Here is a 22,374-nt window from a genome sequence, read left to right on the forward strand (position 1 = left end):
ACAAAATTATGCAGCAGCCCGTGATTCAGTTGACCCCGTGGACGGCAAGCACCTGTTTCATGCGCGCCGTCGCGAGTTCCGGATCGGCGAGAACCCGGGCCTTGTCGGCCAGGCGGAAGAGTTCGGCTAGATGCGTCAGCGAGCGGGTGCTCTGCTGGCCGCCGACCATGACGAAATGGTCCTGCAGGCCGTTGAGATAGGCGAGGAAGACGACGCCGGTCTTGTAGAAGCGGGTCGGCGCCTTGAAGATGTGGCGCGACAGCGGCACGGTCGGCTCCAGCAGATCGAAGAATTCATGGTTGCTCTTGCGGCCGAGCGCTTCGAGGGCTGCCGAGGCAGCCGGAGCGATCGCATCGAAAATGCCGAGCAGTGCGTCGGAATGGCCCTCTTCGTCGCCGGCGATCAGTTCGGCATAGTTGAAATCGTCGCCGGTATACATGCGCACGCCTTTCGGCAGCCGGCGGCGCATCGCCACTTCCTTCTCCTTGGAGAGCAGCGAGATCTTGATGCCGTCGACCTTGTCGGCATGGGCCTCGATCACCTCGAGGCAGGTGGACATGGCTTGGATATGATCACCGTTGCCCCAATAACCTTCGAGCGCCGGATCGAACATTTCGCCGAGCCAATGGATGATGACGGGTTCCTTGACCTGGCGAAGGATCCGGTCATAGACGCGGATATAGTCGTCCGGCCCTTTGGCGGCGGCGGCAAGCGCCCGGCTCGCCATCAGGATGATGCGGCCGCCGGCCGCCTCCACGGTTTCGATCTGCTCCTCATAGGCACTGAGGATTGTGTCGACGGTGACGTCGGGTCCCGGCGTCAGATGGTCGGTGCCGGCGCCGCAGGCGATCAGCGCGTCCTTGCGGCCGGCCGCCTCACTGAGCGCCCGGCGGATCAGGTCGCGCGCTTCCGGCCAGCCGAGGCCCATGCCGCGCTGCGCCGTATCCATCGCTTCGGCAACGCCGAGGCCGAGATCCCAGAGCCGATGGCGGAAGGCGAGCGTCCGCTCCCAATCGATCGCCGGCGTCAGCCACGGATCGTTGTCGGCGAGCGGATCGGCGACGACATGGGCGGCGGCAAAGGCGATGCGCGGAAAGGCCTTGGCGTCGCGCTTGGCGAGCGCGATCGGTGTGCCGGTCAGCGTATAGGGAACGATCTTGCCGTCGAGAGGGAGATTGATCGTCGTCACGGCTCAGAACTCCAGTGCGGGAACGTCGAGCCAGCGACGCTCGGCCCAGGATTTCAGGCCGAGTTCGGCAAGCTGCACGCCCTTGGCGCCGGCTTCCAGGCCATAGGGCCACGGTGCGTCTTCGACGACATGGCGGATGAACATTTCCCACTGCGCCTTGAAACCGTTGTCGAAGGCCTGCGTGTCCGGAACCTCATCCCAGGTCTTGTAGAAGTCGATCGTCTGCGGCTGATCCGGGTTCCAGACCGGCTTCGGCGTGTTGACGCGGTGCTGACTCCAGCATTTCGTCAGACCGGCAACGGCCGAACCATGCGTGCCGTCGACCTGGAAGGTGACGAGGTCGTCGCGGCGGACGCGGACGGCCCAGGAGGAATTGACCTGCGCGATCGCGCCGCCTTCGAGCTCGAAGGTCGCATAGGCCGCATCGTCCGTGTCGCAGTCATAGGGCTTGCCCTGCTCGTCGATGCGGCGCGGAATATGCGTAGCACCGAGGCAGGATACGGCTTTGACTTCACCGAACAGATTGTCGAGCACGTAGCGCCAGTGGCAGAGCATGTCGAGGATGATGCCGCCGCCGTCGCCCTTACGGTAGTTCCAGGAGGGGCGCTGGGCCGGTACGCCCCAATCGCCTTCGAAAACCCAGTAGCCGAATTCGCCGCGCACCGAGAGGATCTTGCCGAAGAAGCCGGAATCCCTGAGCAGCGCCAGCTTGCGCAGGCCGGGCAGGAAGAGTTTGTCCTGCACGACGCCATGTTTGAGGCCGGAGCGGCGCGCCTTGCGGGCAAGGTCGAGGGCCACCTGCAGATCGTCGGAGATCGGCTTTTCGCAATAGACATGCTTGCCGGCGTCGAGCGCCTTGGACAGAAGTTCGGCGCGCATCAGCGTCGTGCCGGCGTCGAAGAAGATCGTGTCGTCGGGATTGGCGAGAGCGGCATCAAGATCGGTCGACCAGCGCTTGATGTTATGCTTCTTCGCCAGCTCTTCCATCTTGGCGCCGTTGCGGCCGACGATGATCGGGTCGATCTCGAGTTTCTCACCCGATTTCAGCGTGATGCCGCCCTGGTCGCGGAAGGCGAGAATCGAGCGCACCAGGTGCTGATTGTAACCCATGCGGCCGGTGACGCCGTGCAAGATGATCCCCAAGCGTGCCATTTTTTCCTCCCAGCAGATTTTTGCGGCGGGAGCGGGCATCCTCGTCCGGTCCTCCCGAGCCGGTAACTAAACAGTTACTTGATGGCAGAAGAGCAACGCGGCTGTCAATAGTCAATTCCGATTTTCGAAATTCAGCGCTTGATCGAGGCGAGCGTGACGTGGACGATATGCCTTTCCCAGGCATTGAGATGGGTCGGCTCCATCAGGTCGCGGCCGAAGATCGTCGAAAGCGTGTATTGATTGGACAGGTAGAAATAACCGAGCGAGGCGATCGTCAGGTAGACATGCAGGGGATCGGCAGTCTCGATGAAGACCCCCTGTTTCTTTCCCTGCTCGAGCACGTCCGAAAGCTCGCCGATCAGATGCGAGTGCAGTTCCTTGAGCCGGACGGACTGGCGCAGCCAGCGGGCCCGATGCAGATTTTCCGTGCCGAGCAGGCTGAGGAATTCCGGATGCTGGAGAAAATAACGCCAGGTGAAGAGCGCCAGTTCGCTGATGCCTTCCTCGGGGCTGCGGTCGCCGATATGCAGCGCGCGCTCGGCGGTGCGGATGCCGACATAGGCCTCTTCGAGCACTCTGAGGTAGAGCTGCTCCTTGTCGCCGAAATAATGATAGAGCATGCGCTTGTTGGTGCCGGCGCGCTCGGCGATGGCGTCGACACGAGCCCCGCCCATGCCGTTTTCGGCAAATTCCCGGGTTGCCGCGTCAAGGATAGCAGCGCGTGTCCGCTCCGGATCGCGTTGGGCCGTCCGTTCGGCAGATGGGCGCCGAGACCTTTTCTTTTCCCCATTCCCCCCGCTGTCGTTCATCTCTCCACCTCCGTCTCACATGTTGCGCTCATAAGCCTTCGGTGCGAAATTGTAAAAACCGAATTTGAAAGCCCCGCGAGCGACACCGCTTGACACGCTCGCCGCTTTGCCCGTAGCTTGTAACCAATTAGTTATTTATGCAAGGGTAACCAGGTTCGGAAGCGTGTGGAGGCGCTTCCCTTTGGAGGAGGAAAAGAAATGACATTCCGTGTAAGCAGACGTAATTTCGTCGCGGGAGGCGCCACGCTTCTCTCGCTCTCGGCGCTGGGAACCAGCGCTTTGGCACAGGAAACGCGACTGCGTCTCCTGTGGTGGGGCTCGCAGCCGCGCGCCGACCGCACCAACAAGGTATCGCAGCTCTATCAGTCGAAGAAGCCGGGCACGTCGATCACCGGCGAATTCCTCGGCTGGGGCGACTACTGGCCGCGCCTCGCGACCCAGGTCGCCGGCCGCAACGCGCCCGATGTCATCCAGATGGACTATCGCTATATCGTCCAATATGCGCGGCGCGGCGCGCTCGCCCCGCTCGAATCCTATATGCCGGCCAAGCTCAACCTCGACGATTTCGACAAGGCGCAGATCGAAGGCGGCAGCGTCGACGGTCATCTCTATGGCGTCAGCCTGGGCGCGAATTCGGCGGCTACGGTCTTGAACACCACGGCCTTCAAGGAGGCCGGCGTCGATCTGCCGACCCAGGCGACCACCTGGGAAGAATTCGGCCGCATCGGTGCGGAGATCACCAAGGCGGGCAAACGCAAGGGCATGTTCGGCATCGCCGACGGCAGCGGCGGCGAACCGCTGTTCGAAAACTGGCTGCGTCAGCGCGGCAAGGCGCTTTATACCGCTGACGGCAAGATCGCCTTCGACGTGGACGATGCCTCCGAATGGTACGACATGTGGGCCAAGTTCCGTGAGGCCGGTGCCTGTGTTCCTGCCGATATCCAGGCTCTCGACAAGAACGATATCGAAACCAACACGGTCTCGCTCGGCAAGTCGGCCGCCGGTTTTGCCCATTCCAACCAGTTCGTCGCCTATCAGGCAATGAACAAGGACAAGCTGGCGCTGACCAACTACATGCGCATCAAGCCGGAATCGAAGGGCGGCCACTATCGCAAGCCTTCGATGTTCTTCTCGGTGTCCGCCCAGTCGAAAGCCGTGGACCTGGCCGTGGACTACGTCAATTTCTTCGTCAAGAATCCCGAGGCAGCGCTGCTTCTGGATGTCGAACGCGGCATTCCGGAATCGAGCGCCATGCGCGAGGTCGTCGCGGCGAAGCTTGATGAGAACGGCAAGGTTGCGCTGGCCTATGTCAGCGGCCTCGGCGATCTCGCCGGCAAATTGCCGCCCCCGCCGCCGGCCGGCGCCGGTGAAGGTGAGCTGATGTTACGCAACATCGCCGAACAGGTCGGCTTCGGACAGCTGTCTCCCTCCGACGGCGGCAAACAGCTTGTCGCTGAAATCACGCAGATTCTCGCACGAGGCTGATCCCGTATGAGCAATGCGATGCGCACGCCCGCAGGGGCCATCAATGTGGAAAGATATCAGGGGGCCGTGGCCGATGGACGCTTCAGGCGTCTCTGGAATGCCAATGCTCCCGGCTATCTCTTCCTTCTTCCATGGCTCATCGGCTTTTTCGGGCTGACGCTCGGGCCGGCCCTGATTTCGCTCTACCTTTCCTTCACCGACTTCGACATGCTTCAGTCGCCGCGGTGGGTGGGAATGGCGAATTACGTGCGCATCGCCACGGCGGATCCGAAATTCTCGGCCGCCATGTATGTCACCCTGACCTATGTCGTCTTCTCGGTGCCGTTCAAGCTGACCTTCGCATTGCTGGTCGCCATGGCGCTGAACCGCGGCCTGCGCGGGCTGTCGGTCTATCGTGCCATCTTCTATCTGCCGTCACTGCTGGGCGGCAGCGTGGCGATCGCCGTGCTCTGGCGCCAGCTTTTCGCCAGCGATGGCCTCGTCAATGCCGCGCTTTCGTATTTCGGTATCGAAGGTCCGAGCTGGATCTCGCATCCGAACTATTCGATCTATACGCTGGTGGCGCTGTCCGTCTGGCAGTTCGGCTCGCCGATGATTATTTTCCTGGCCGGCCTGCGCCAGATCCCGCAGGATATGTATGAGGCCGCGAGCCTCGACGGCGCTTCCAAGTTCCGGCAATTCTACAAGATCACGCTGCCGCTTCTGACGCCGGTGATCTTTTTCAATGCCGTCGTCCAGACGATTGATGCCTTCAAGGCCTTCACACCGGCTTTCATCATATCAGGCGGCACCGGCGGTCCGATCAACTCGACGCTGTTCTACACGCTCTACCTCTATCAGGAAGCCTTCGGCAATTTCCGCATGGGCTATGCCTCGGCGCTCGCCTGGATCCTGGTGGTGATCATCGCGATCTTCACCGCCTTCTCCTTCCTGACCTCGCGTTATTGGGTGCACTACGATGACTGAGATGACCGCTTCCGTCACCGCCGCCAGGCCGCCATCCGACATCACCAAACGCAGCCTGCCGGCGTCGCTGATCATCCACGCCCTGTTGATCGCAGCTTCACTCCTCATGCTCTATCCGCTGTTGTGGATGGTTTCGGCATCGGTGAGGCCGGAAACCGAGATCTTCTCGTCGACCTCGCTCATCCCGTCGTCGATCGATTTCTCCTCCTATGCGCGCGGTTGGGTCGGCCTCGATGTCAGCTTCGGCCGGTTCTTCTGGAATTCGCTGGTCATCTCGCTGCTGGTGGTGACCGGCAATGTCATTGCCTGTTCGCTGACGGCTTTCGCCTTTGCGCGGCTGCGTTTTGCCGGCCGGAATTTCTGGTTCGCGATCATGCTCGGCACGCTGATGATCCCCTATCACGTGACGCTGATCCCGCAATATGTGCTCTTTCTCGATCTCGGCTGGGTCAACACCATCCTGCCGCTTGTCGTGCCGAAGTTCCTGGCAAGCGATGCCTTCTTCATCTTCCTGATGGTGCAGTTCTTCCGCGGCATTCCGCGCGAATTGGACGAGGCTGCGATGATGGACGGCTGCAGCGCTTGGCGCATCTATTGGAAGATCATGCTGCCGCTGTCGCTGCCGGTGCTGGCAACGGCTGCGATCTTCTCCTTCATCTGGACCTGGGACGATTTCTTCGGTCCGCTGATCTACCTGAACGACATGAACACCTATACGATCCAGCTCGGCCTGCGCACCTTCGTCGACTCGACCAGCGCATCGGATTGGGGCGGTTTGTTCGCCATGTCGACCCTGACGCTCGTGCCGGTGTTCTTCTTCTTCCTGTTCTTCCAGCGCCTGCTGATCGAGGGCATCGCCACGACGGGCATGAAGCGTTGATGGCGATGACGGGAAAGAGCGACATGAGCATCAGGACAGTCGCGATCGTTGGCTGCGGCATCGGCCGCTCCCATATCGTCGAGGGTTACCTGCCTCATTCCGACAAGTTCAAGGTCGTGGCGATCTGCGACCTGAACGAGCAGCGCATGGCAGCGGTCGGCGACGAGTTCGGCATCGAACGGCGCACCACCTCTTTTGCGGAACTGCTGGCCGACGACACGATCGATATCATCGATATTTGCACCCCTCCCGGCATCCATCTGGAACAGGTGGTCGCAGCACTTGCCGCCGGTAAACATGTCGTCTGCGAAAAGCCGCTGACGGGCTCGCTTGCCGCCGTCGATACCATCATGGCAGCGGAAAAGACCGCCAAAGGCGTGCTGATGCCGATCTTCCAGTACCGTTACGGCGACGGCATTCAGAAGGCCAAGCGGATCATCGACGCCGGTATTGCCGGCAAGCCCTATACCGCTTCGGTCGAAACCTTCTGGCTGCGCAAGCCGGAATATTACGCCGTGCCCTGGCGCGGCAAATGGGCGACGGAACTTGGCGGCGTGCTCGTCACCCATGCGCTGCATCTGCACGACATGCTGATGCATCTGATGGGTCCGGCGGCCAGGGTCTTCGGCCGCGTCGCCACCCGCGTCAACGATATCGAGGTCGAGGATTGTGCCTCCGCCAGCCTGCTGATGGAAAGCGGCGCCTTTGTCTCGCTGTCCTGCACGCTTGGTTCGCAGGAACAGATTAGCCGGCTCAGGCTGCACTTCGAGAATGTCACTTTTGAAAGCAGCCACGAGCCCTATACCCCCGGCAAAGACCCCTGGAAGATCATCGCTGCGAATGACGACGTGCGGGAGCAGATCGACAGGGTGGTTGGCGACTGGCAGCCGGTCGCGCCGCGTTTCACCACGCAGATGGGCCAGTTCCATGCGTTCCTGAGTGGCCATGCGCCGCTGCCGGTAACGACAAAGGACGCCCGCCGCGCGCTCGAACTCGTCACCGCCATCTACCAGTCTTCCGACAGCGGCGCCGACGTGCCGCTGCCGGTCGGTCCCGATAGTCCGAAATACGCCGATTGGCGCGCAAGAACGAAGTAACGGATAAAATAAAAGAGAGGGTTTTGAGAAGATGGCAACCAGTGTCGTTCTTCAGAAGGTCGAGAAGCGCTACGGCGCGATGGACGTGATCCATGGCATCGACCTGACGATCGATCCCGGCGAATTCGTCGTTTTCGTCGGGCCCTCGGGCTGCGGAAAATCCACCCTGCTGCGCATGATCGCAGGTCTCGAGGAGATCACCGGCGGCGGGCTGCTGCTCGACAACGAGCGCATGAACGAGGTGGCGCCTGCCAAGCGCGGTATCGCCATGGTCTTCCAGTCCTATGCGCTCTATCCTCATATGTCGGTCTACAAGAATCTCGCCTTCGGCCTGGAGACGGCGGGTTACAAGAAGGCCGAGATCGAGCCGAAGGTGAAACGCGCCGCCGAGATCCTGCAGATCGAGAAGCTCTTGGAGCGCAAGCCGAAGGCGCTCTCCGGCGGCCAGCGTCAGCGTGTCGCGATCGGCCGCGCCATCGTGCGCGAGCCGCGTATCTTCCTGTTCGACGAGCCGTTGTCGAACCTCGATGCCGAACTGCGCGTGCAGATGCGCGTCGAGATCTCCCGCCTGCACCGCAGCCTCGGCAATACGATGATCTATGTCACCCATGACCAGGTCGAAGCCATGACGATGGCGGATAAGATCGTGGTGTTGAATTCCGGCCGTATCGAGCAGGTCGGAGCGCCCCTCGATCTCTACAACAACCCGGCCAACCGCTTCGTCGCCGGTTTCATCGGCAGCCCGAAGATGAATTTCCTGAAGGCCCGCATCGAGCAGGCCGGCGAGACCGAAACCAGCATTCATGTCTGCGGCAATTCCGTCCGCCTGCCGCGCCGGCTGAAAGGCGGGGCCGGAGAGGAGGTCACCTTCGGCATCCGCCCCGAGCATCTTTCGCTGGCCGAAGGCGCAATCACGCTCTCGACCATCAACGTCGATCTCGTCGAAAATCTCGGCGGCGCCACCATGCTCTACACCACGACGCCGGATAACCAGCTCCTGACCGTCGCGCTCGACGGCCAGCAGAAGGTGGAGCGCGGCGCCAATGTGAAGGCTTCCTTCGATCCGGCCCGCTGCCACGTCTTCGATGCGGCCGGCAAGACGATCTGACCCCACTGCATAGTTCCTTAAATCCGAATCGATTTAAGGATAAATTATGAAGTAATTCAAAGGTGTTACAGCGTCCGTTGCGCGTCTGAAAGGACGCGCGGCGCTGTAGCGGCTGCTTGACAGCCGATCCTCCTCTGGCCCATCATTTCACGAGGGGCCGCTAGAACAGGATGATTTTAGGCCGGGTCGGCCCAAAATCTGAATCCTGTTCTACATTATATAGTTAGAGCATGATGTCGTCCGAAAACCGCTCACACTTTTCGGCATCATGCTCTGGGGGGTGAGCATGACGCCTGAAGATAGGATTCATGCGCTTGGCATCTGGCAGGGGCCGATCGCAATCTCGCCGATAGCAGGCGGCATCACCAACAGGAATTATCTGGTCAGCGATGCCGTCGCGCGCTGCGTGGTCAGGCTCGGCACCGATATTCCGATCCATCACATTAACAGGCAGAACGAGCTTGCCGCAAGCCGCGCGGCGCATGCCGCCGGCATTTCGCCTGCCGTCATCCATCATTCGCCGGGCGTGCTGGTGCTCGAATATATCGAGGCGCGGGCGCTTTCGCCGGAGGATATCAGGACGCCGCAAATGCTCGCCCGGGTCTTGCCGCTGGTGCGTGCCTGCCATCGCGATATCGCCCGGCATTTCCGCGGCCAGGCGATGATCTTCTGGGTCTTCCACGTCATCCGAGATTACGCCGCCAATCTGAAGGCGTCGGAGAGCGCCTATCTTCCTCTGTTGCCGGGGCTCGTCGGCAGGGCTGAGACGCTGGAGGAAGCGGCAGGGCCTTTCGAGATCGCCTTCGGCCACAACGATCTGCTGGCCGCCAACTTTCTCGATGACGGCAAACGGCTCTGGCTGATCGACTGGGACTATGCCGGTTTCAACACGCCGCTTTTCGATCTCGGCGGATTGGCCTCCAACAACGAGCTCTCGGAGGCGACCGAGCGCACGATGCTGGAGACCTATTTCGACCGGCCGCTGACCGATGATCTCAACAGGCGCTACACCGCAATGAAATGCGCCTCGCTGCTGCGCGAGACGCTCTGGAGCATGATTTCGGAAATTCATTCCAGCATCGATTTCGATTACGCCGGCTATACGGCCGAAAATCTCGCGCGCTTCGATCGCGCCTATCAAGCCTTTGAACAGGACCAATAAATGACGAAGGAATTACCGAAGACGGCGAAAGCCGTGGTCATCGGCGGCGGCATCATCGGCTGCTCGACGGCCTACCATCTCGGCAAGCTCGGCTGGACCGATACCGTGCTGCTGGAGCGCAAGAAGCTTACCTCGGGTACCACCTTCCACGCCGCCGGCCTCGTCGGCCAGTTGCGCACCAGCGCCAACATCACCCAGCTTCTCGGCTATTCCGTCGATCTCTACAAGCGGCTGGAAGAGGAAACGGGCCTCGGCACTGGCTGGAAGATGAATGGCGGCCTGCGCGTTGCCTGCAATGAGGAACGCTGGACCGAGGTCAGGCGCCAAGCGACCACCGCGCAGTCCTTCGGCCTCGAAATGCAATTGCTGACCCCGCAGGAAGCCTTCGATCTCTGGCCGCTGATGGCGGTCGACGATCTCGTTGGTGCCGCCTTCCTCCCGACCGACGGTCAGGCCAATCCCTCCGACATCACCCAGGCGCTGGCAAAGGGCGCCCGCATGTCGGGCGTTTCGATCTTCGAGGATACCGAAGTCCTCGACCTTGAAATCGACAAGGGCAGGATCCGTGCCGTCATCACGGCGCAAGGGCGCATCGAATGCGAGCGCGTCGTCGTCTGTGCCGGCCAATGGACGCGTGCCTTCGCCGCCCGCTTCGGCGTCAACGTGCCGCTGGTCTCCGTCGAGCACCAATACATCATCACCGAATCCTTCGGCGTGCCCTCCAACCTGCCGACGCTGCGCGATCCCGATCGCCTGACCTATTACAAGGAAGAGGTCGGCGGCATCGTCATGGGCGGCTACGAGCCGAACCCCATTCCCTGGGCGGCAAACGGCATCCCCGACGGTTTCCATTACACGCTGCTGGACAGTAATTTCGACCATTTCGAGCAGATCATGGAACAGGCGCTCGGCCGCGTTCCGGCGTTGGAGAATGTCGGCGTCAAGCAGCTGCTGAACGGCCCGGAAAGCTTCACGCCGGATGGCAACTTCATTCTCGGCGAAGCGCCGGAGCTGAAGAATTTCTTCGTTGGCGCCGGTTTCAACGCCTTCGGCATCGCCTCGGCCGGCGGCGCCGGCATGGCGCTTGCCGAATGGGTGACGAAGGGCGAACCGCCCTATGATCTCTGGCCGGTCGATATCCGCCGTTTCGGACGTCCGCATTTCGATACCGACTGGGTGCGGACACGCACGCTCGAAGCCTACGGCAAACATTACACCATGGCCTGGCCGTTCGAGGAACATTCGAGCGGCCGCCCCTGCCGTAAATCGCCGCTCTATGACCGGCTGAAGGCGCAGGGCGCCTGTTTCGGCGAAAAGCTCGGCTGGGAACGGCCGAACTGGTTTGCCGATCTCTTCGCCAACGAGGAGCCGAAGGACGTCTACAGCTACACCAGGCAGAACTGGTTCGACGCTGTCGGCCGCGAGCACAAGGCGGTGCGGGAGGCGGCCGCCATCTTCGACCAGACCTCCTTTGCCAAATTCGTGCTGAAGGGCAGGGATGCTGAGGCAGCGCTGTCCTGGATCGCCTCCAACGATGTCGCAAGGCCGGTGGGATCGCTTGTCTACACGCAGATGCTGAACGACAAGGGCGGCATCGAATGCGACGTGACGGTCGCCCGCATCGCCGAGAACGAATATTACATCGTCACCGGTACCGGCTTCGCCACCCATGACTTCGACTGGATCGCACGCAATATTCCGGCGGAGATGCATGCCGAGCTGGTCGACGTCACATCCGCCTATTCCGTGCTATCGCTGATGGGACCGAATTCCCGCGCCGTGCTGGAAAAGGTGACGGGCAGCGACGTCTCGAATGCGGCCTTCCCCTTCGGCAAGGTCAGGACCATCGGCATTGCAGGCTGCCCAGTGCGGGCGCTGCGCATCACCTATGTCGGCGAGCTCGGCTACGAACTGCATATTCCCGTTGAATATGCGACCACGGTCTATGACGTGCTGATGGCCGCTGGCGGTGAGCTCGGCCTCGTGAATGCCGGCTATCGCGCCATCGAGAGCTGCCGCCTGGAAAAGGGTTATCGCGCCTGGGGGTCGGATATCGGTCCCGACCATACGCCTGTTGAGGCCGGTCTCGGCTGGGCGGTGAAGATGCGGAAGAGCATTCCCTTCCGCGGCCGTGAGGCGATCGAGCGGCAGCTTTCGGGAGGCGTCAAGAAGCGCCTCGCCTGCTTCGTTCCCGAGGATGCCGATACCGTACTGCTCGGCCGCGAAACGATCTATCGCGACGGCAAGCGCGTCGGCTGGCTGTCGAGCGGCGGCTTCGGTTATACGCTGGGCAAGCCGATCGGCTACGGCTACGTCCGCAATCCCGACGGCGTGACCGAGGATTTCGTCCTCTCCGGCACCTATGAGCTCGATGTCGCGCGGGAACGCATCCCCTGCAAGGTCTCGCTGTCGCCGCTCTACGATCCGGATATGGCGCGGGTGAAGGCCTGACGACTCGAACTTTTCTCATCCCCGCCTTCGGGCCAAGCCCTGAGGACACAGGTGACGAGGAGATGTTGTGCCGTGGTCGCCCCACTCCGCCCTGCCGGAACAGAGTCTACCTCGGAAAGACCTCAAGCCTCAGAATAGCGGCAGCCGGTCGTCCTGGATCAGGATCTCCAGCTTGTCAGCCACATCCTGCGTCCAGGCTCGGTGGCCTGTCAAAGCCGCCGGGAAAAGTCCGGGAAGGGTGAAGAGAGCCGCCGAGATCGCCAGGCCGGTGCGCGGGATATCGGCGATGAGAGCGGCGATTTCGCCTGCACGGGGATCGCGCAGTTCATAGCGCTCGCCGTTACCGTGCTCGCCGATCGCATAGCGCATCCATGCCGCAACGGCGATCGCATAGGTCTCCGCCCTGTCGCCATGCGCCAGCGCCTCGCTTGCCGGTTCCAGGAGCCGCTGCGGCAGTTTCTGCGTGCCGTCCATGGCGATCTGATAAGTGCGATGTGCGATCGCCTTGTTTGCAAAGCGCGCTATCAATTCGCTGGCATAGTCATCGAGATCGATGCCCGGCACCGGATCGAGCGTGCGCGCGGCCGCATGCATGTGGCGGTAGGCAAGTGCTGCCAGGGCTGCATCGTCCATCACGTCGCGGATGAATTCATAGCCGCCGATATAACCGAGATAGGCGAGCAGCGAATGGGCGCCGTTCAGCATCCGCAGCTTCATTTTTTCGTAGGCCGAGACTTCCTCGACCATCAGCGCGCCGCGGACCTTTTCCCAGGCCGGCCGCCCATTGGCGAAATGATCTTCGATGACCCACTGCGTAAAAGGCTCTGTCTCGACCGCCGCCATGTCGGTGCGGCCCGTTAGCCGCTCGGCATCGGCATAGGTCGCTTCCGTGCTTGCCGGCGTGATGCGGTCGACCATCGTCGAAGGGAAGGGCACACTCGCTTCGATCCAGCGATGCAGGTCGGGGTCGATGCGGGAGGCGAATTCGAGCACGAGGCGTTTTAGAACCGCGCCGTTGCTCGGCAGGTTGTCGCAGCTGAGCGGCGTAAAGGGCGCGATCCCCTTCTGCCTGCGGCGCGCAAGGCCTTCGACGAGGTAGCCGATGACGCCGCGCGGCGTATGCCGGCTGACGAGATCGGCGACGATATCGGGGTGCTTCAGGTCGAGGCCGCCGGTTGCCGGATCGAAACCATAGGCCTTTTCCGTCACCGTCATGCTGACGATGCGGATGGCGGGATCTTCGAGCCGCGCCAGCAGGCCAGCCGGATCGCGCGGCGCCACATGCGCCTTCAGGATCGAACCGATCACCTCAGCCGTCGTGCCCGAGCTGTCGCGGATCAACGTCGTATAAAGCCCGTTCTGAGCGCTCAGATTGTCAGCGACATCGGCAGTGCGCAGACTTGCCACCTCGATGCCCCAGTCACCGCCCTCTGCGGCAAGTGCGGCATCGGTAAACGGCGCGAAATGCGCGCGGAAGAAGGCGCCCGGCCCAAGATGCAGGATGCCGCTTTTCAGCTGGTTGCGGTCATAGGCGGGAAGCTTCGCCGTCGGGGCGAGGTCGGAAAGGGTCTGCAGTCGTTCGGTCACAGCTTGTAGGCCTTCTTTGCATTGCCATAGGAGAGCTCGCCTGCGACGATCTCGGCTTCCCGCTTGGAAAGCCGGTGTTCGCCGGCGAGCTGGGCAAGGAAGCGGCAGACTTCGCGGCGCCAGACGTCATGCCGGGCCGGGATCGAAAGCAGCGCGCGCGTATCGTCGTTGAAACCCGCCATATTGGCAAAGCCCGCCGTCTCGACGACCTGGTCGAGGTAACGGCGAATGCCGAGCGGGCTGTCGTGGAACCACCAGGGCGGGCCGATCATCAGGCAGGGCCAATGGCCGACCATCGGCGCCAGCTCGCGCGCATAGGTCGTCTCGTCGAGCGTGAAGAGCAGCACACGCAAACCCGGTGCGTGACCATATTTTGATAGTAGCGCATTCAAGCCGCCGACCCAGTCCGTGCTTGTCGGGATATCGGCGCCCATATTCGGGCCGCGGGTCGCAAAAAGTCCGCTGTCGGTATTGCGTCTCGAGCCGGCATGGATCTGCATTACCATGCCGTCCTCGGCCGAAAGTCCGGCCATCTCGGTCATCATCTGGCCGCGGAAGAGCTCGGCATCCTCGGCCGAAAGCGGACCCTTCAGCGCCTTGTCGAGCAGCGCCTGTTTTTCCGTAAGCGGCAGATCGGCGGTGAAGGCCGTGGGCACGCCGTGATCGGTCGCGGTGGCGCCGAACTGGCGGAAATAGGCGCGCCGGCGCCGATGCGCCTCGATCAGGCCGTCCCAGCGCGTTACCTCAGTGCCGGTGATCTCTCCGAACTTGACGAGATTGTCGCGGAAGCCGACGGCATCGGGATCGGTGACACTGTCCGGCCTGTAGGTGGTGCGCACCTTGCCGATCCAGCCGTCGGCGGCCATCTTCTGGTGATGCGCCAGAGGATCGAGCGCTCCATCCGTCGTCGCGATCGTTTCGATACCGAATCGCTGATGCAGCGCCCGCGGTCGGAATTCGGGAAGGGCAAGCTGGGCATTGATATGGTCGTAGAGCGCATCGGCATTGTCTGGTGTCAGCGGCTCGGTGCAGCCGAGCACGGCCGACATGGCGTGGTCGACCCAGAGGCTCGAAGGCGTCCCGCGGAAAAGGTGGTAGTGCGCGGCAAAAGTCCGCCAGATCGCCCGTCCCGATGCCACCGGCTTGCCGTCGAGCCGCGGCACGCCGAGCTCGTCCAAGGTGACGCCGACGCTGTGCAGCATCCGGAAGAGATAGTGATCGGGAATGACCAGCAGCGAGGCCGCGTCTTCGAAGGGCTTGTCGTCGGCGAACCAGGAGGGTTCGGTATGCCCGTGCGGGCTGACGATCGGAAGATTGCGCACCGTCTCGTAGAGGTCTCGCGCGACGGTCCGTGTTGCCGGATCAGCCGGAAAAAGCCGGTCCGGATGAAGAAAGCCGTTTCCTGCATCCATCAGTATTCCTCCCTGATGGATAACGGCCTACCCCACAACATCAGGCGCGGCAAGGTCTTTTAGTAACCAAACGGTACAGTTTTGCGCGTGGCTGCGCCGGGCATGGAAAGCATTGACGAGGCGGCCTATTTCCGCTTTGGGAGAACCATCTGTTCTGCCGGTTTCGGCAAAGGAGGATCGATGTCCGACGAGACGAACCACATCACCCGGCTGGAAGAAATGCTGGCCCACCAGGCAAAGACGATCGAAGAGCTTTCCGATCAGCTCGCCGAGCAATGGAAGACGGTCGAGCAGATGCGCACCAAGCTCGACCGGCTGACCGAACGCTTCCTGTCGCTGGAGGAGCAGTCGCTGGACGCGCCAGCGATCACCCGCCCGCCGCATTATTGACGACACGCGGCGGATGCCGCGTGTCGTTAGGTGTCTTGCGCCATGAGACGGCGGATCAAACGCCGCCGATGCAGAGATATTTCATTTCCAGATAGTCGTCGGCGCCGTGCCGCGAGCCTTCGCGGCCAAGGCCGGATTGCTTGATGCCGCCGAAGGGTGCCGTCTCGGATGACATCAGGCCGGTATTGATGCCGATCATGCCGTATTCCAGCGCTTCCGCCACCCGCCAGACCTTTTTCAGATCACCGGCGTAGAAATAGGCGGCAAGACCGAATTCCGTATCATTGGCCTGGTTGATGACATCCTCGACCGTGTCGAAGCGAAAGAGCGGCGCCACCGGCCCGAAGGTCTCCTCGCGCGCCACCTTCATGCCGCGCGCCACGCCGGTCAGTACCGTCGGCGTGAAGAAGGTGCCGGCGCCGTCGATGCGCTTGCCGCCGGTCAGCAGCTTGGCGCCCTTGGCAAGCGCGTCGCTGACATGGTCCTCCACCTTTGCAAGGCCTTGCTCGTCGATCAGCGGCCCGATCACGACACCCGGCTCGAAGCCGTCGCCTACCGACATCTCGGCGACCTTCGCGGCAAGCTTGGCGGCGAAGGCGTCATAGACGTTCGACTGGACGTAGAGGCGGTTGGCGCAAACGCAGGTCTGGCCGGCATTGCGGTATTTGGAGGCGATCGCGCCTTCGACGGCGGCGTCGAGATCGGCATCGTCGAAGACGATGAAGGGTGCGTTGCCGCCGAGCTCCAGGCTTACCTTCTTGATCTGGTCGGCGCACTGCCGCATCAGGATGCGGCCGACTTCCGTCGAACCGGTGAAGCTGATCTTGCGCACCTTTTCGTTGCCGCAGAGCTCGCGGCCGATCGCCGGACCGTCGACCCCGACGATAACGTTGAAGACGCCGGCCGGAATGCCGGCCTGCTCGGCGAGCACGGCAAGCGCGATCGCCGTCAGCGGCGTCTGTTCGGCGGGCTTCGAGACCACGGTGCAGCCGACGGCAAGCGCCGGGGCGATCTTGCGAGTGATCATCGCCGCCGGGAAATTCCACGGCGTGATCGTGCCGACGACGCCGACCGGCTGCCTGATGACGATCATCCGTTTATCGTCGGAAGGCGCGGGGATCGTCTCGCCGTAGATGCGCTTGGCTTCTTCCGCGTACCATTCGATATAGGCCGCGGCATAAAGGATCTCGCCGCGCGCTTCCGGGAACGGCTTGCCCATTTCGGCGGTCAGGATCGCCGCGAGTTCGTCGGCATTGGCGACCATCAGGTCGAACCATTTGCGCAGGATCGTGCTGCGCTCCCTGGCCGGACGGGCAGCCCAGCCCGGCTGGGCGGCATGGGCCGCATCGATTGCCGCCCGCGTCTCGGCCGCACCCATATCGGGCAGCGAGGCGAGCAGCTCGCCGGTTGCCGGGTTCAGCACGTCGAAAGTCTTTGTGGCATCGCCTGATGTCCAGACGCCGTCGATATAGCCGGCATCGCGCAGCAGGGGCGAGGAGAAGGGAACGTGCTTGGTCAGTGCGCTGGTGAAAGCCATGTCATATCCTCCTTGGGAGTGCGGCTGCCGGTTGCCGGCAGCCATTGAAATCCGGCTAGAGCAATTCCAGGAAAAGTGCGCAGCGGTTTTCCGTCCGGAATTGCGTAAAACAAAAAGTTAGAGCGGTTCTGCGCTTCCGTGAAAAGCTGAACCGCTCTAGGGTGCGATCACTTGGCCGCGCTTGCTTGCAGCATGGAGGCCTCTAGAATATCGAGCGCTTCGCCGAAGATCTCGTCCTGGATGGTGATTGGCGCGAGGAAGCGGATGACGTTTCCGTGGACGCCGCAGGTGAGCAGGATCAGGCCCTTGTCGAGTGCGATCAGCCGCACCCGGTTGGCGAATTCCGCACTTGGCAGTCCCGTCGTCCGGTCGTTGAATTCGACGGCGTTCATGAAGCCCGGCCCGCGGATATCGACGATCTCCGGCACCGTCTCGCGCATTGATTCCAGCCGCTGCTTCAGCCGTCCGCCGAGCAGGTTGGCGCGGTTGCAGAGATCCTCGTCCACAATGACGTCGAGCACGGCATGGGCAGCGGCGATCCCAAGCGGATTGCCGCCATAGGTGCCGCCGAGCCCGCCAGGTCCCGGCGCATCCATGATCGCGGCGCGGCCGGTGACGGCGGCGAGCGGAAAGCCGCCGGCCAGGCTCTTTGCCATCGTCGTCAGGTCGGGCGCCACCTCGTGATGATCCATCGCGAACATTCTGCCGGTGCGGGCAAAACCGGTCTGCACCTCGTCGGCGATCAGCAGGATGCCGTGCTGGTCGCAGAGCTCGCGCAGCGCCTTCATGAAGGCAGCAGGTGCGGAGTAGAAGCCGCCTTCGCCCTGTACCGGCTCGATGATGATGGCCGCGACGCGCTGCGGATCGACATCGGCGGCGAAGAGCTTCTTCAGTGCTGCCAGCGACTGATCGGCGGTGACGCCGTGCAGCTCGACCGGGAAGGGAATATGGAACACGTCGCCGGGCATCGCACCGAAGCCGACCTTGTAGGGCACGACCTTGCCGGTCAGCGCCATGCCCATGAAGGTGCGGCCATGGAACCCGCCGCCAAAGGCGATGACGGCCGAGCGGCCGGTTGCGGCGCGCGCGATCTTGACGGCGTTCTCGACCGCTTCGGCACCCGTCGTGACGAAGATCGTCTTCTTCTCGAAATCACCAGGAAGCAGCGCGTTCAGTCGTTCGGCAAGGTGTACGTAGCTTTCATAGGGCACCACCTGATGGCAGGTATGGGTGAATCGGTCGAGCTGATCCTTGACCGCTGCGATGACCCGGGGATGGCGGTGGCCGGTATTGAGAACGGCGATGCCGGCGGCGAAATCGATGTAACGGCGGCCCTCCTTGTCCCAGATCTCGGCATTCTCTGCACGATCCGCATAAATCTGGGTTGTCATGCCGACGCCGCGGGAAATGGCGGCGTTCTTCCGGTCCGTAAGGCTTGTCGCGTTCATCGATGGCTCCTCCGCTGAAAGGGTTGAAAACTATCTTGTATATTTTCTGCAAGATGTATATAAAACACCTACATTTTTCCTGCAAGAAAACAAGCGGCATTTTTGCTTCAAACATCACGTTTTTTGATGAAAGCTTTGGGGCGATTGGAATCAGGGATACTGGCGGATGAACGATAACGGGCCTGTGCGCTACAAGGTGGCGGAAGCCGCGCGGCTGGCGGGCGTGTCGGCCTCGACGCTGCGCCTTTGGGAAAGCCAGGGTTTGGTGGTTCCCGGCCGTTCGGAAACCGGCCATCGGCAATACAGCGCCGACGATGTGGCGCGGCTAAAGCGCATTTCCTGGTATCGTGTCGAGCGGGGCCTTAATCCCGCAGCAATTCGCGAGGCGCTGGAGAGCGAGGAGCCTTCCGCCGATGGCGCCGAGGCAAGCCAGGATACCGGCCTCGGCCGCAAGCTGCGCAGCCTGCGCCATGCGAACGGCAAGACGCTCGATCAGGTGGCCGGCGACATCGGCGTCACCTCGTCGACCCTCTCGACGCTGGAGCGCACCTCACAGGGTGTTAGTTTCAAGACGCTGCATGATCTTGCCGAATATTACGGCACCACCGTCTCCCGCCTTTCCGGCGAAGAAAGTGGGGACGTTCCGGTGCTGGTGCGCGCCGGCGAATGGCGCAAGTGGCCGGAAACAACGCCGGGTGTCACGGTGCAGCTCCTTGCCGAAGGCCGCAGGATGATGGATTGCCATCGTTTCGTACTGGCGCCGGGGGCTGCCAGCGAAGGCGCCTATCGCCACGAGGGTGAGGAATTCATGCATGTTCTGTCCGGCCGGCTCGAACTGGTGCTCGACGGCGATCAGTTCTTCGATCTCGGGCCTGGCGATTCACTCTATTTCGAAAGCCGCCGCGACCATTCCTGGCGCAACCGTCACGATGGCGAAACCGTGCTTCTCTGGATCAATACGCCGCCGACATTCTGATGCCGAGATAAAAGAGGAAGAGCGTCCTATGTGCGTCCAAGGGGACGCACGGCGCTCCAGCGGCAGGAAAGCGGTTTCGCGCTCTGCGCCTTTGCGCTATAGCGCTGCTGCATAATTCCTTAAATCGGAATCGATTTATGGATAAAATTATGCAGCCATTCAAATTGCTACAGCGTCCTTTACGGCTCTCGAAAAGACGCGCGGCGCTGTAGGGGATGCATCGAACGAAAGACAGTCTCATGGCAGCGACCATACGTTATCACGAAGGCGATATTTCCGCGGCCGACGTTGCCCGCTACACCGGCGCGATTGCGATCGACACCGAAACGCTCGGCCTGGTGCCGCGCCGCGATCGGCTCTGCGTCGTCCAGCTTTCGCCGGGTGACGGCACCGCCGATATCATCCGCATCGCCGCCGGTCAGAAAGAGGCGCCCAATCTCGTCGCCCTGCTTGAAGACCCCACCCATCAGAAGATCTTTCATTACGGCCGCTTTGATATTGCCGTGCTCTTCCATACCTTCAGCGTCACGACGACACCGGTTTTCTGCACCAAGATCGCCTCGCGTCTGATCCGGACCTATACGGATCGCCATGGTCTCAAGGACAATCTCAAGGAGATGCTCGACGTCGACGTCTCCAAGGCACAGCAATCTTCCGATTGGGCGGCCGAGAGGCTGTCCCCGGCCCAGCTCGAATATGCCGCCTCCGACGTGCTTTATCTGCATGCGTTGCGCGATAAGCTGACGGAACGGCTGATCCGCGACGGCCGCTACGATCATGCGACGGCCTGCTTCGAATTCCTGCCGACCCGCGCCAAGCTCGACCTGCTCGGCTGGGAAGAGGCCGATATCTTCGCCCATAGCTGAGCGAATTGCCCTCATTCTGCGTTTGCCAACAGCCGGGCGGCAGGCTTGCCCGCGGCCGTTAGCGATTCATTAACGCCTATTCATTAATATTCCTGTTAATTTTTATGCATTTCGATGACGCCGGAACTGCGTCATGCGGACAGGAGGATCTGCTGGGATGCAAGGGGACCGGATGAGCGCGGTCCTTTTCTAGAGCCTGCTTTCATCGTCACTTTACGAAAGGAGCATGCCATGTTGACTCCCGTTCGTGCAGCGTCCAATGCAAGCTTTTCGTCCCAGGGTCAGACAGCCGCGATCGTCGCCAGTGGTCTCGGCCAATCGGTGATTGCCCCCGCGCCTGTCAACGCCGTCGAAGCCGCCGACCTCAATTCCGCCATTGCCGGCAAGCTCAATATTCTGCTTCTTGCGGCGCGCGAACGCATGGTCGAAGCCCTTTTCGATGTCATCGACGCGGCGGGCCACTCGCTATCGCTGGACCGTGGCGAGGACGAGAGCAATCTTGCCTTCGCCTCTCGGCTCGCCGATGCGATCCGGCGGCTGCCGGCCGCGAGAATCGACGAGGTCGAGCGCCAGCTGACCGCGCAAGGCCACGGTCTGCCGCTGCGGACCATTGCCGAAGCTCTGAAAAACCCGACGGGCCCGGAAGCCGCCCGCATCGTCGCCTATCTGGAAATCGTTCGCTACAAGGATCGCGATCTCGCCGCCCGCGCCGTCGTACGCTCCTATCGCCAGAACGACGCCTCGCCGATGCGCACCGAAGCCCGCCCCGAAATCCAGCTGCATGAGGACAACAGGCCGGCTGCCGCCACGCGCCAGCTGGCGGAAAAGGTGCCGGTATTGGTCGCTCCGCTGACCGAGGCTGCAGCGCTCTTGACTGCCGAAGAGCCGCTTATCGCCGAAACTGTCGAGGCCGCCGATCCGGAAACGCCACAGCCTGAAGAAGCCCCGGCCCAGCCTGCCCCGGTGGCGGCAGCGGAAGTTGCCGCGGAAGAATCCCTGCCGCAGGAGCTCGAAGCCCAGCAATTATTGTCAACGGACCTGGACAAAATCGAGGATACGCAGGAAGCGGTGGAGCAATCGGCCGTTCAGCCCCGCATAGTGTCCGACAAGGCCGATCCCGTCATTCCCAGGAACTGGGCAGGGATCGTCGCCTCCATGACCGAAGAAGCCTCGGAGATGATCGCCACCCTCATCCGCGAGCAGGAAATCGAAACCGTGCTGGAGGATGTTCCCGTCGAGGCGGCGGTGGAAATCGATACGATCCTCGATGAGGCCGTCATCAGCGAGGCGACCGGGAGCTTGACTAAGCAGCCGATGGAACTTGCCGCGCCGGACGTCCGCCAGACCGCAGCGCTCCGCCCGTCGCAGCCGGATATCCCGCCCTTGGTTGTCGAGACCCGCCAGCCGAGGGAAGTCTCCGCCCAAGCGGAAATGATACCGGTCCCGGAGACGATCGAATCCCCCTATGTGCCGCTGGCGGCAAGAATGCCGGAGGGACTTGCCTACACCCAGCTGCCCTATCAGTTCGCCAAGGATATACTGTCGAACGAAAAGGCAGGCGAAACCCACCACCAGCACCAGCACCATCGCGACGGCGCCCCACAGGATCAGAATCAGGACGAGCAGCAGGCGCAGTCCGGCGGCGAGGATGCCGAGCCCGACGGCGAAGAGACCGACGCAGCACCCGCGCGGAGGACCCCGAGGATGATCGATGCCGAACCGGTGGCTCATCAGCCGGCAGGCGCGGCCGCCGATCCGGTCTATGCCCTCTATCAGCGAATGGTCGGCTGGGAATAAAGCAATTCCAGGAAAAGTGTGAAGCGGTTTTCCGTCCGGAATTGCGTAGAAACAAAAGTATA

General features: G+C 62.1%; 18 protein-coding genes. 11 read left to right on the forward strand and 7 right to left on the reverse strand.

Annotated features, from left to right (window positions below; translation table 11 throughout):
- Nucleotides 1-25 precede the first annotated feature (25 nt).
- The 3 genes from RL_RS00475 to RL_RS00485 form a co-directional block, all read right to left on the reverse strand.
- Complete coding sequence (locus RL_RS00475) at nt 26-1,189, reverse strand: dihydrodipicolinate synthase family protein (protein WP_011649912.1); 1,164 nt, start codon at nt 1,187-1,189, stop codon at nt 26-28.
- Between the two features lie 3 nt (nt 1,190-1,192).
- Nucleotides 1,193-2,341 (reverse strand): Gfo/Idh/MocA family protein, encoded by a 1,149-nt coding sequence (locus tag RL_RS00480; RefSeq protein ID WP_011649913.1) that lies wholly within the window; start codon nt 2,339-2,341, stop codon nt 1,193-1,195.
- A 131-nt stretch (nt 2,342-2,472) separates the two neighbouring features.
- Nucleotides 2,473-3,150, reverse strand: coding sequence for a TetR/AcrR family transcriptional regulator (locus tag RL_RS00485; RefSeq protein ID WP_011649914.1), 678 nt, complete (start codon nt 3,148-3,150; stop codon nt 2,473-2,475).
- Nucleotides 3,151-3,348: 198 nt separating this feature from the next.
- Here RL_RS00485 and RL_RS00490 point away from each other — a divergent pair, with 198 nt between their 5' ends.
- The 7 genes from RL_RS00490 (at nt 3,349) to RL_RS00520 (ending at nt 12,299) form a co-directional block, all read left to right on the forward strand.
- Nucleotides 3,349-4,635, forward strand: a complete 1,287-nt coding sequence (locus RL_RS00490; protein ID WP_011649915.1) for an ABC transporter substrate-binding protein — start codon at nt 3,349-3,351, stop codon at nt 4,633-4,635.
- Between the two features lie 6 nt (nt 4,636-4,641).
- The gene (locus RL_RS00495; RefSeq protein ID WP_011649916.1) at nt 4,642-5,601 is read left to right on the forward strand and encodes a carbohydrate ABC transporter permease; all 960 of its coding nucleotides are present in this window, start codon (nt 4,642-4,644) and stop codon (nt 5,599-5,601) included.
- A 1-nt stretch (nt 5,602) separates the two neighbouring features.
- The gene (locus RL_RS00500) at nt 5,603-6,481 is read left to right on the forward strand and encodes a carbohydrate ABC transporter permease (protein WP_011649917.1); all 879 of its coding nucleotides are present in this window, start codon (nt 5,603-5,605) and stop codon (nt 6,479-6,481) included.
- Nucleotides 6,481-7,578 (forward strand): Gfo/Idh/MocA family protein, encoded by a 1,098-nt coding sequence (locus RL_RS00505; protein WP_173364429.1) that lies wholly within the window; start codon nt 6,481-6,483, stop codon nt 7,576-7,578. The genes RL_RS00500 and RL_RS00505 overlap by 1 nt, the downstream gene beginning before the upstream one ends.
- Nucleotides 7,579-7,609: 31 nt before the next feature.
- Nucleotides 7,610-8,686, forward strand: a complete 1,077-nt coding sequence (locus RL_RS00510) for an ABC transporter ATP-binding protein (RefSeq protein ID WP_011649919.1) — start codon at nt 7,610-7,612, stop codon at nt 8,684-8,686.
- 286 nt (nt 8,687-8,972) lie between these two features.
- Nucleotides 8,973-9,848, forward strand: coding sequence for a phosphotransferase (locus RL_RS00515; RefSeq protein WP_028743590.1), 876 nt, complete (start codon nt 8,973-8,975; stop codon nt 9,846-9,848).
- Nucleotides 9,849-12,299, forward strand: a complete 2,451-nt coding sequence (locus RL_RS00520) for a GcvT family protein (protein ID WP_011649921.1) — start codon at nt 9,849-9,851, stop codon at nt 12,297-12,299.
- A 129-nt stretch (nt 12,300-12,428) separates the two neighbouring features.
- Here RL_RS00520 and RL_RS00525 read toward each other — a convergent pair whose 3' ends face one another.
- Both RL_RS00525 and uxaC read right to left on the reverse strand, forming a co-directional pair.
- Nucleotides 12,429-13,886, reverse strand: a complete 1,458-nt coding sequence (locus tag RL_RS00525; RefSeq protein ID WP_011649922.1) for a mannitol dehydrogenase family protein — start codon at nt 13,884-13,886, stop codon at nt 12,429-12,431.
- Nucleotides 13,883-15,298: a glucuronate isomerase gene (uxaC, locus tag RL_RS00530; protein WP_011649923.1), complete on the reverse strand. Its 1,416-nt coding sequence runs from the start codon at nt 15,296-15,298 to the stop codon at nt 13,883-13,885. The genes RL_RS00525 and uxaC overlap by 4 nt, the downstream gene beginning before the upstream one ends.
- Before the next feature lie 180 nt (nt 15,299-15,478).
- Here uxaC and RL_RS00535 point away from each other — a divergent pair, with 180 nt between their 5' ends.
- On the forward strand, nt 15,479-15,688 hold the full coding sequence (locus tag RL_RS00535; RefSeq protein ID WP_011649924.1) for a SlyX family protein: 210 nt from the start codon (nt 15,479-15,481) through the stop codon (nt 15,686-15,688).
- A gap of 55 nt (nt 15,689-15,743) precedes the next feature.
- On the opposite strand, the gene RL_RS00540 is transcribed toward RL_RS00535, so the two are convergent.
- On the reverse strand, nt 15,744-17,225 hold the full coding sequence (locus tag RL_RS00540) for an NAD-dependent succinate-semialdehyde dehydrogenase (RefSeq protein ID WP_011649925.1): 1,482 nt from the start codon (nt 17,223-17,225) through the stop codon (nt 15,744-15,746).
- A 167-nt stretch (nt 17,226-17,392) separates the two neighbouring features.
- Nucleotides 17,393-18,673: a 4-aminobutyrate--2-oxoglutarate transaminase gene (locus RL_RS00545; protein WP_011649926.1), complete on the reverse strand. Its 1,281-nt coding sequence runs from the start codon at nt 18,671-18,673 to the stop codon at nt 17,393-17,395.
- Between the two features lie 166 nt (nt 18,674-18,839).
- Between RL_RS00545 and RL_RS00550 the strand changes: the two genes are divergently transcribed.
- The 3 genes from RL_RS00550 to RL_RS00560 all read left to right on the forward strand — a co-directional run bounded on the left by RL_RS00550 (nt 18,840) and on the right by RL_RS00560 (nt 22,312).
- A complete protein-coding gene (locus RL_RS00550) occupies nt 18,840-19,649 on the forward strand; it encodes a MerR family transcriptional regulator (RefSeq protein WP_011649927.1) in 810 nt (269 codons plus the stop codon).
- Nucleotides 19,650-19,888: 239 nt separating this feature from the next.
- The gene (locus RL_RS00555) at nt 19,889-20,515 is read left to right on the forward strand and encodes a ribonuclease D (protein WP_011649928.1); all 627 of its coding nucleotides are present in this window, start codon (nt 19,889-19,891) and stop codon (nt 20,513-20,515) included.
- A 231-nt stretch (nt 20,516-20,746) separates the two neighbouring features.
- On the forward strand, nt 20,747-22,312 hold the full coding sequence (locus RL_RS00560) for a hypothetical protein (protein ID WP_011649929.1): 1,566 nt from the start codon (nt 20,747-20,749) through the stop codon (nt 22,310-22,312).
- The last annotated feature ends 62 nt before the right edge of the window (nt 22,313-22,374 follow it).

This window comes from Rhizobium johnstonii 3841 (assembly GCF_000009265.1).
Classification (GTDB): domain Bacteria; phylum Pseudomonadota; class Alphaproteobacteria; order Rhizobiales; family Rhizobiaceae; genus Rhizobium; species Rhizobium acaciae.

What these genes read in the sequence shown, in the direction of transcription:
- RL_RS00505 (WP_173364429.1), top strand. Translation starts at nt 6,481, where the DNA reads ATGGCGATGACGGGAAAGAGCGACATGAGCATCAGGACAGTCGCGATC.
- RL_RS00520 (WP_011649921.1), top strand. Translation starts at nt 9,849, where the DNA reads ATGACGAAGGAATTACCGAAGACGGCGAAAGCCGTGGTCATCGGCGGC.
- RL_RS00495 (WP_011649916.1), top strand. Translation starts at nt 4,642, where the DNA reads ATGAGCAATGCGATGCGCACGCCCGCAGGGGCCATCAATGTGGAAAGA.
- RL_RS00480 (WP_011649913.1), bottom strand. Translation starts at nt 2,341, where the DNA reads ATGGCACGCTTGGGGATCATCTTGCACGGCGTCACCGGCCGCATGGGT.
- RL_RS00515 (WP_028743590.1), top strand. Translation starts at nt 8,973, where the DNA reads ATGACGCCTGAAGATAGGATTCATGCGCTTGGCATCTGGCAGGGGCCG.
- RL_RS00550 (WP_011649927.1), top strand. Translation starts at nt 18,840, where the DNA reads ATGAACGATAACGGGCCTGTGCGCTACAAGGTGGCGGAAGCCGCGCGG.
- uxaC (WP_011649923.1), bottom strand. Translation starts at nt 15,298, where the DNA reads ATGGATGCAGGAAACGGCTTTCTTCATCCGGACCGGCTTTTTCCGGCT.
- RL_RS00545 (WP_011649926.1), bottom strand. Translation starts at nt 18,673, where the DNA reads ATGAACGCGACAAGCCTTACGGACCGGAAGAACGCCGCCATTTCCCGC.
- RL_RS00485 (WP_011649914.1), bottom strand. Translation starts at nt 3,150, where the DNA reads ATGAACGACAGCGGGGGGAATGGGGAAAAGAAAAGGTCTCGGCGCCCA.
- RL_RS00510 (WP_011649919.1), top strand. Translation starts at nt 7,610, where the DNA reads ATGGCAACCAGTGTCGTTCTTCAGAAGGTCGAGAAGCGCTACGGCGCG.
- RL_RS00500 (WP_011649917.1), top strand. Translation starts at nt 5,603, where the DNA reads ATGACCGCTTCCGTCACCGCCGCCAGGCCGCCATCCGACATCACCAAA.
- RL_RS00535 (WP_011649924.1), top strand. Translation starts at nt 15,479, where the DNA reads ATGTCCGACGAGACGAACCACATCACCCGGCTGGAAGAAATGCTGGCC.
- RL_RS00540 (WP_011649925.1), bottom strand. Translation starts at nt 17,225, where the DNA reads ATGGCTTTCACCAGCGCACTGACCAAGCACGTTCCCTTCTCCTCGCCC.
- RL_RS00490 (WP_011649915.1), top strand. Translation starts at nt 3,349, where the DNA reads ATGACATTCCGTGTAAGCAGACGTAATTTCGTCGCGGGAGGCGCCACG.
- RL_RS00555 (WP_011649928.1), top strand. Translation starts at nt 19,889, where the DNA reads ATGGCAGCGACCATACGTTATCACGAAGGCGATATTTCCGCGGCCGAC.
- RL_RS00560 (WP_011649929.1), top strand. Translation starts at nt 20,747, where the DNA reads ATGTTGACTCCCGTTCGTGCAGCGTCCAATGCAAGCTTTTCGTCCCAG.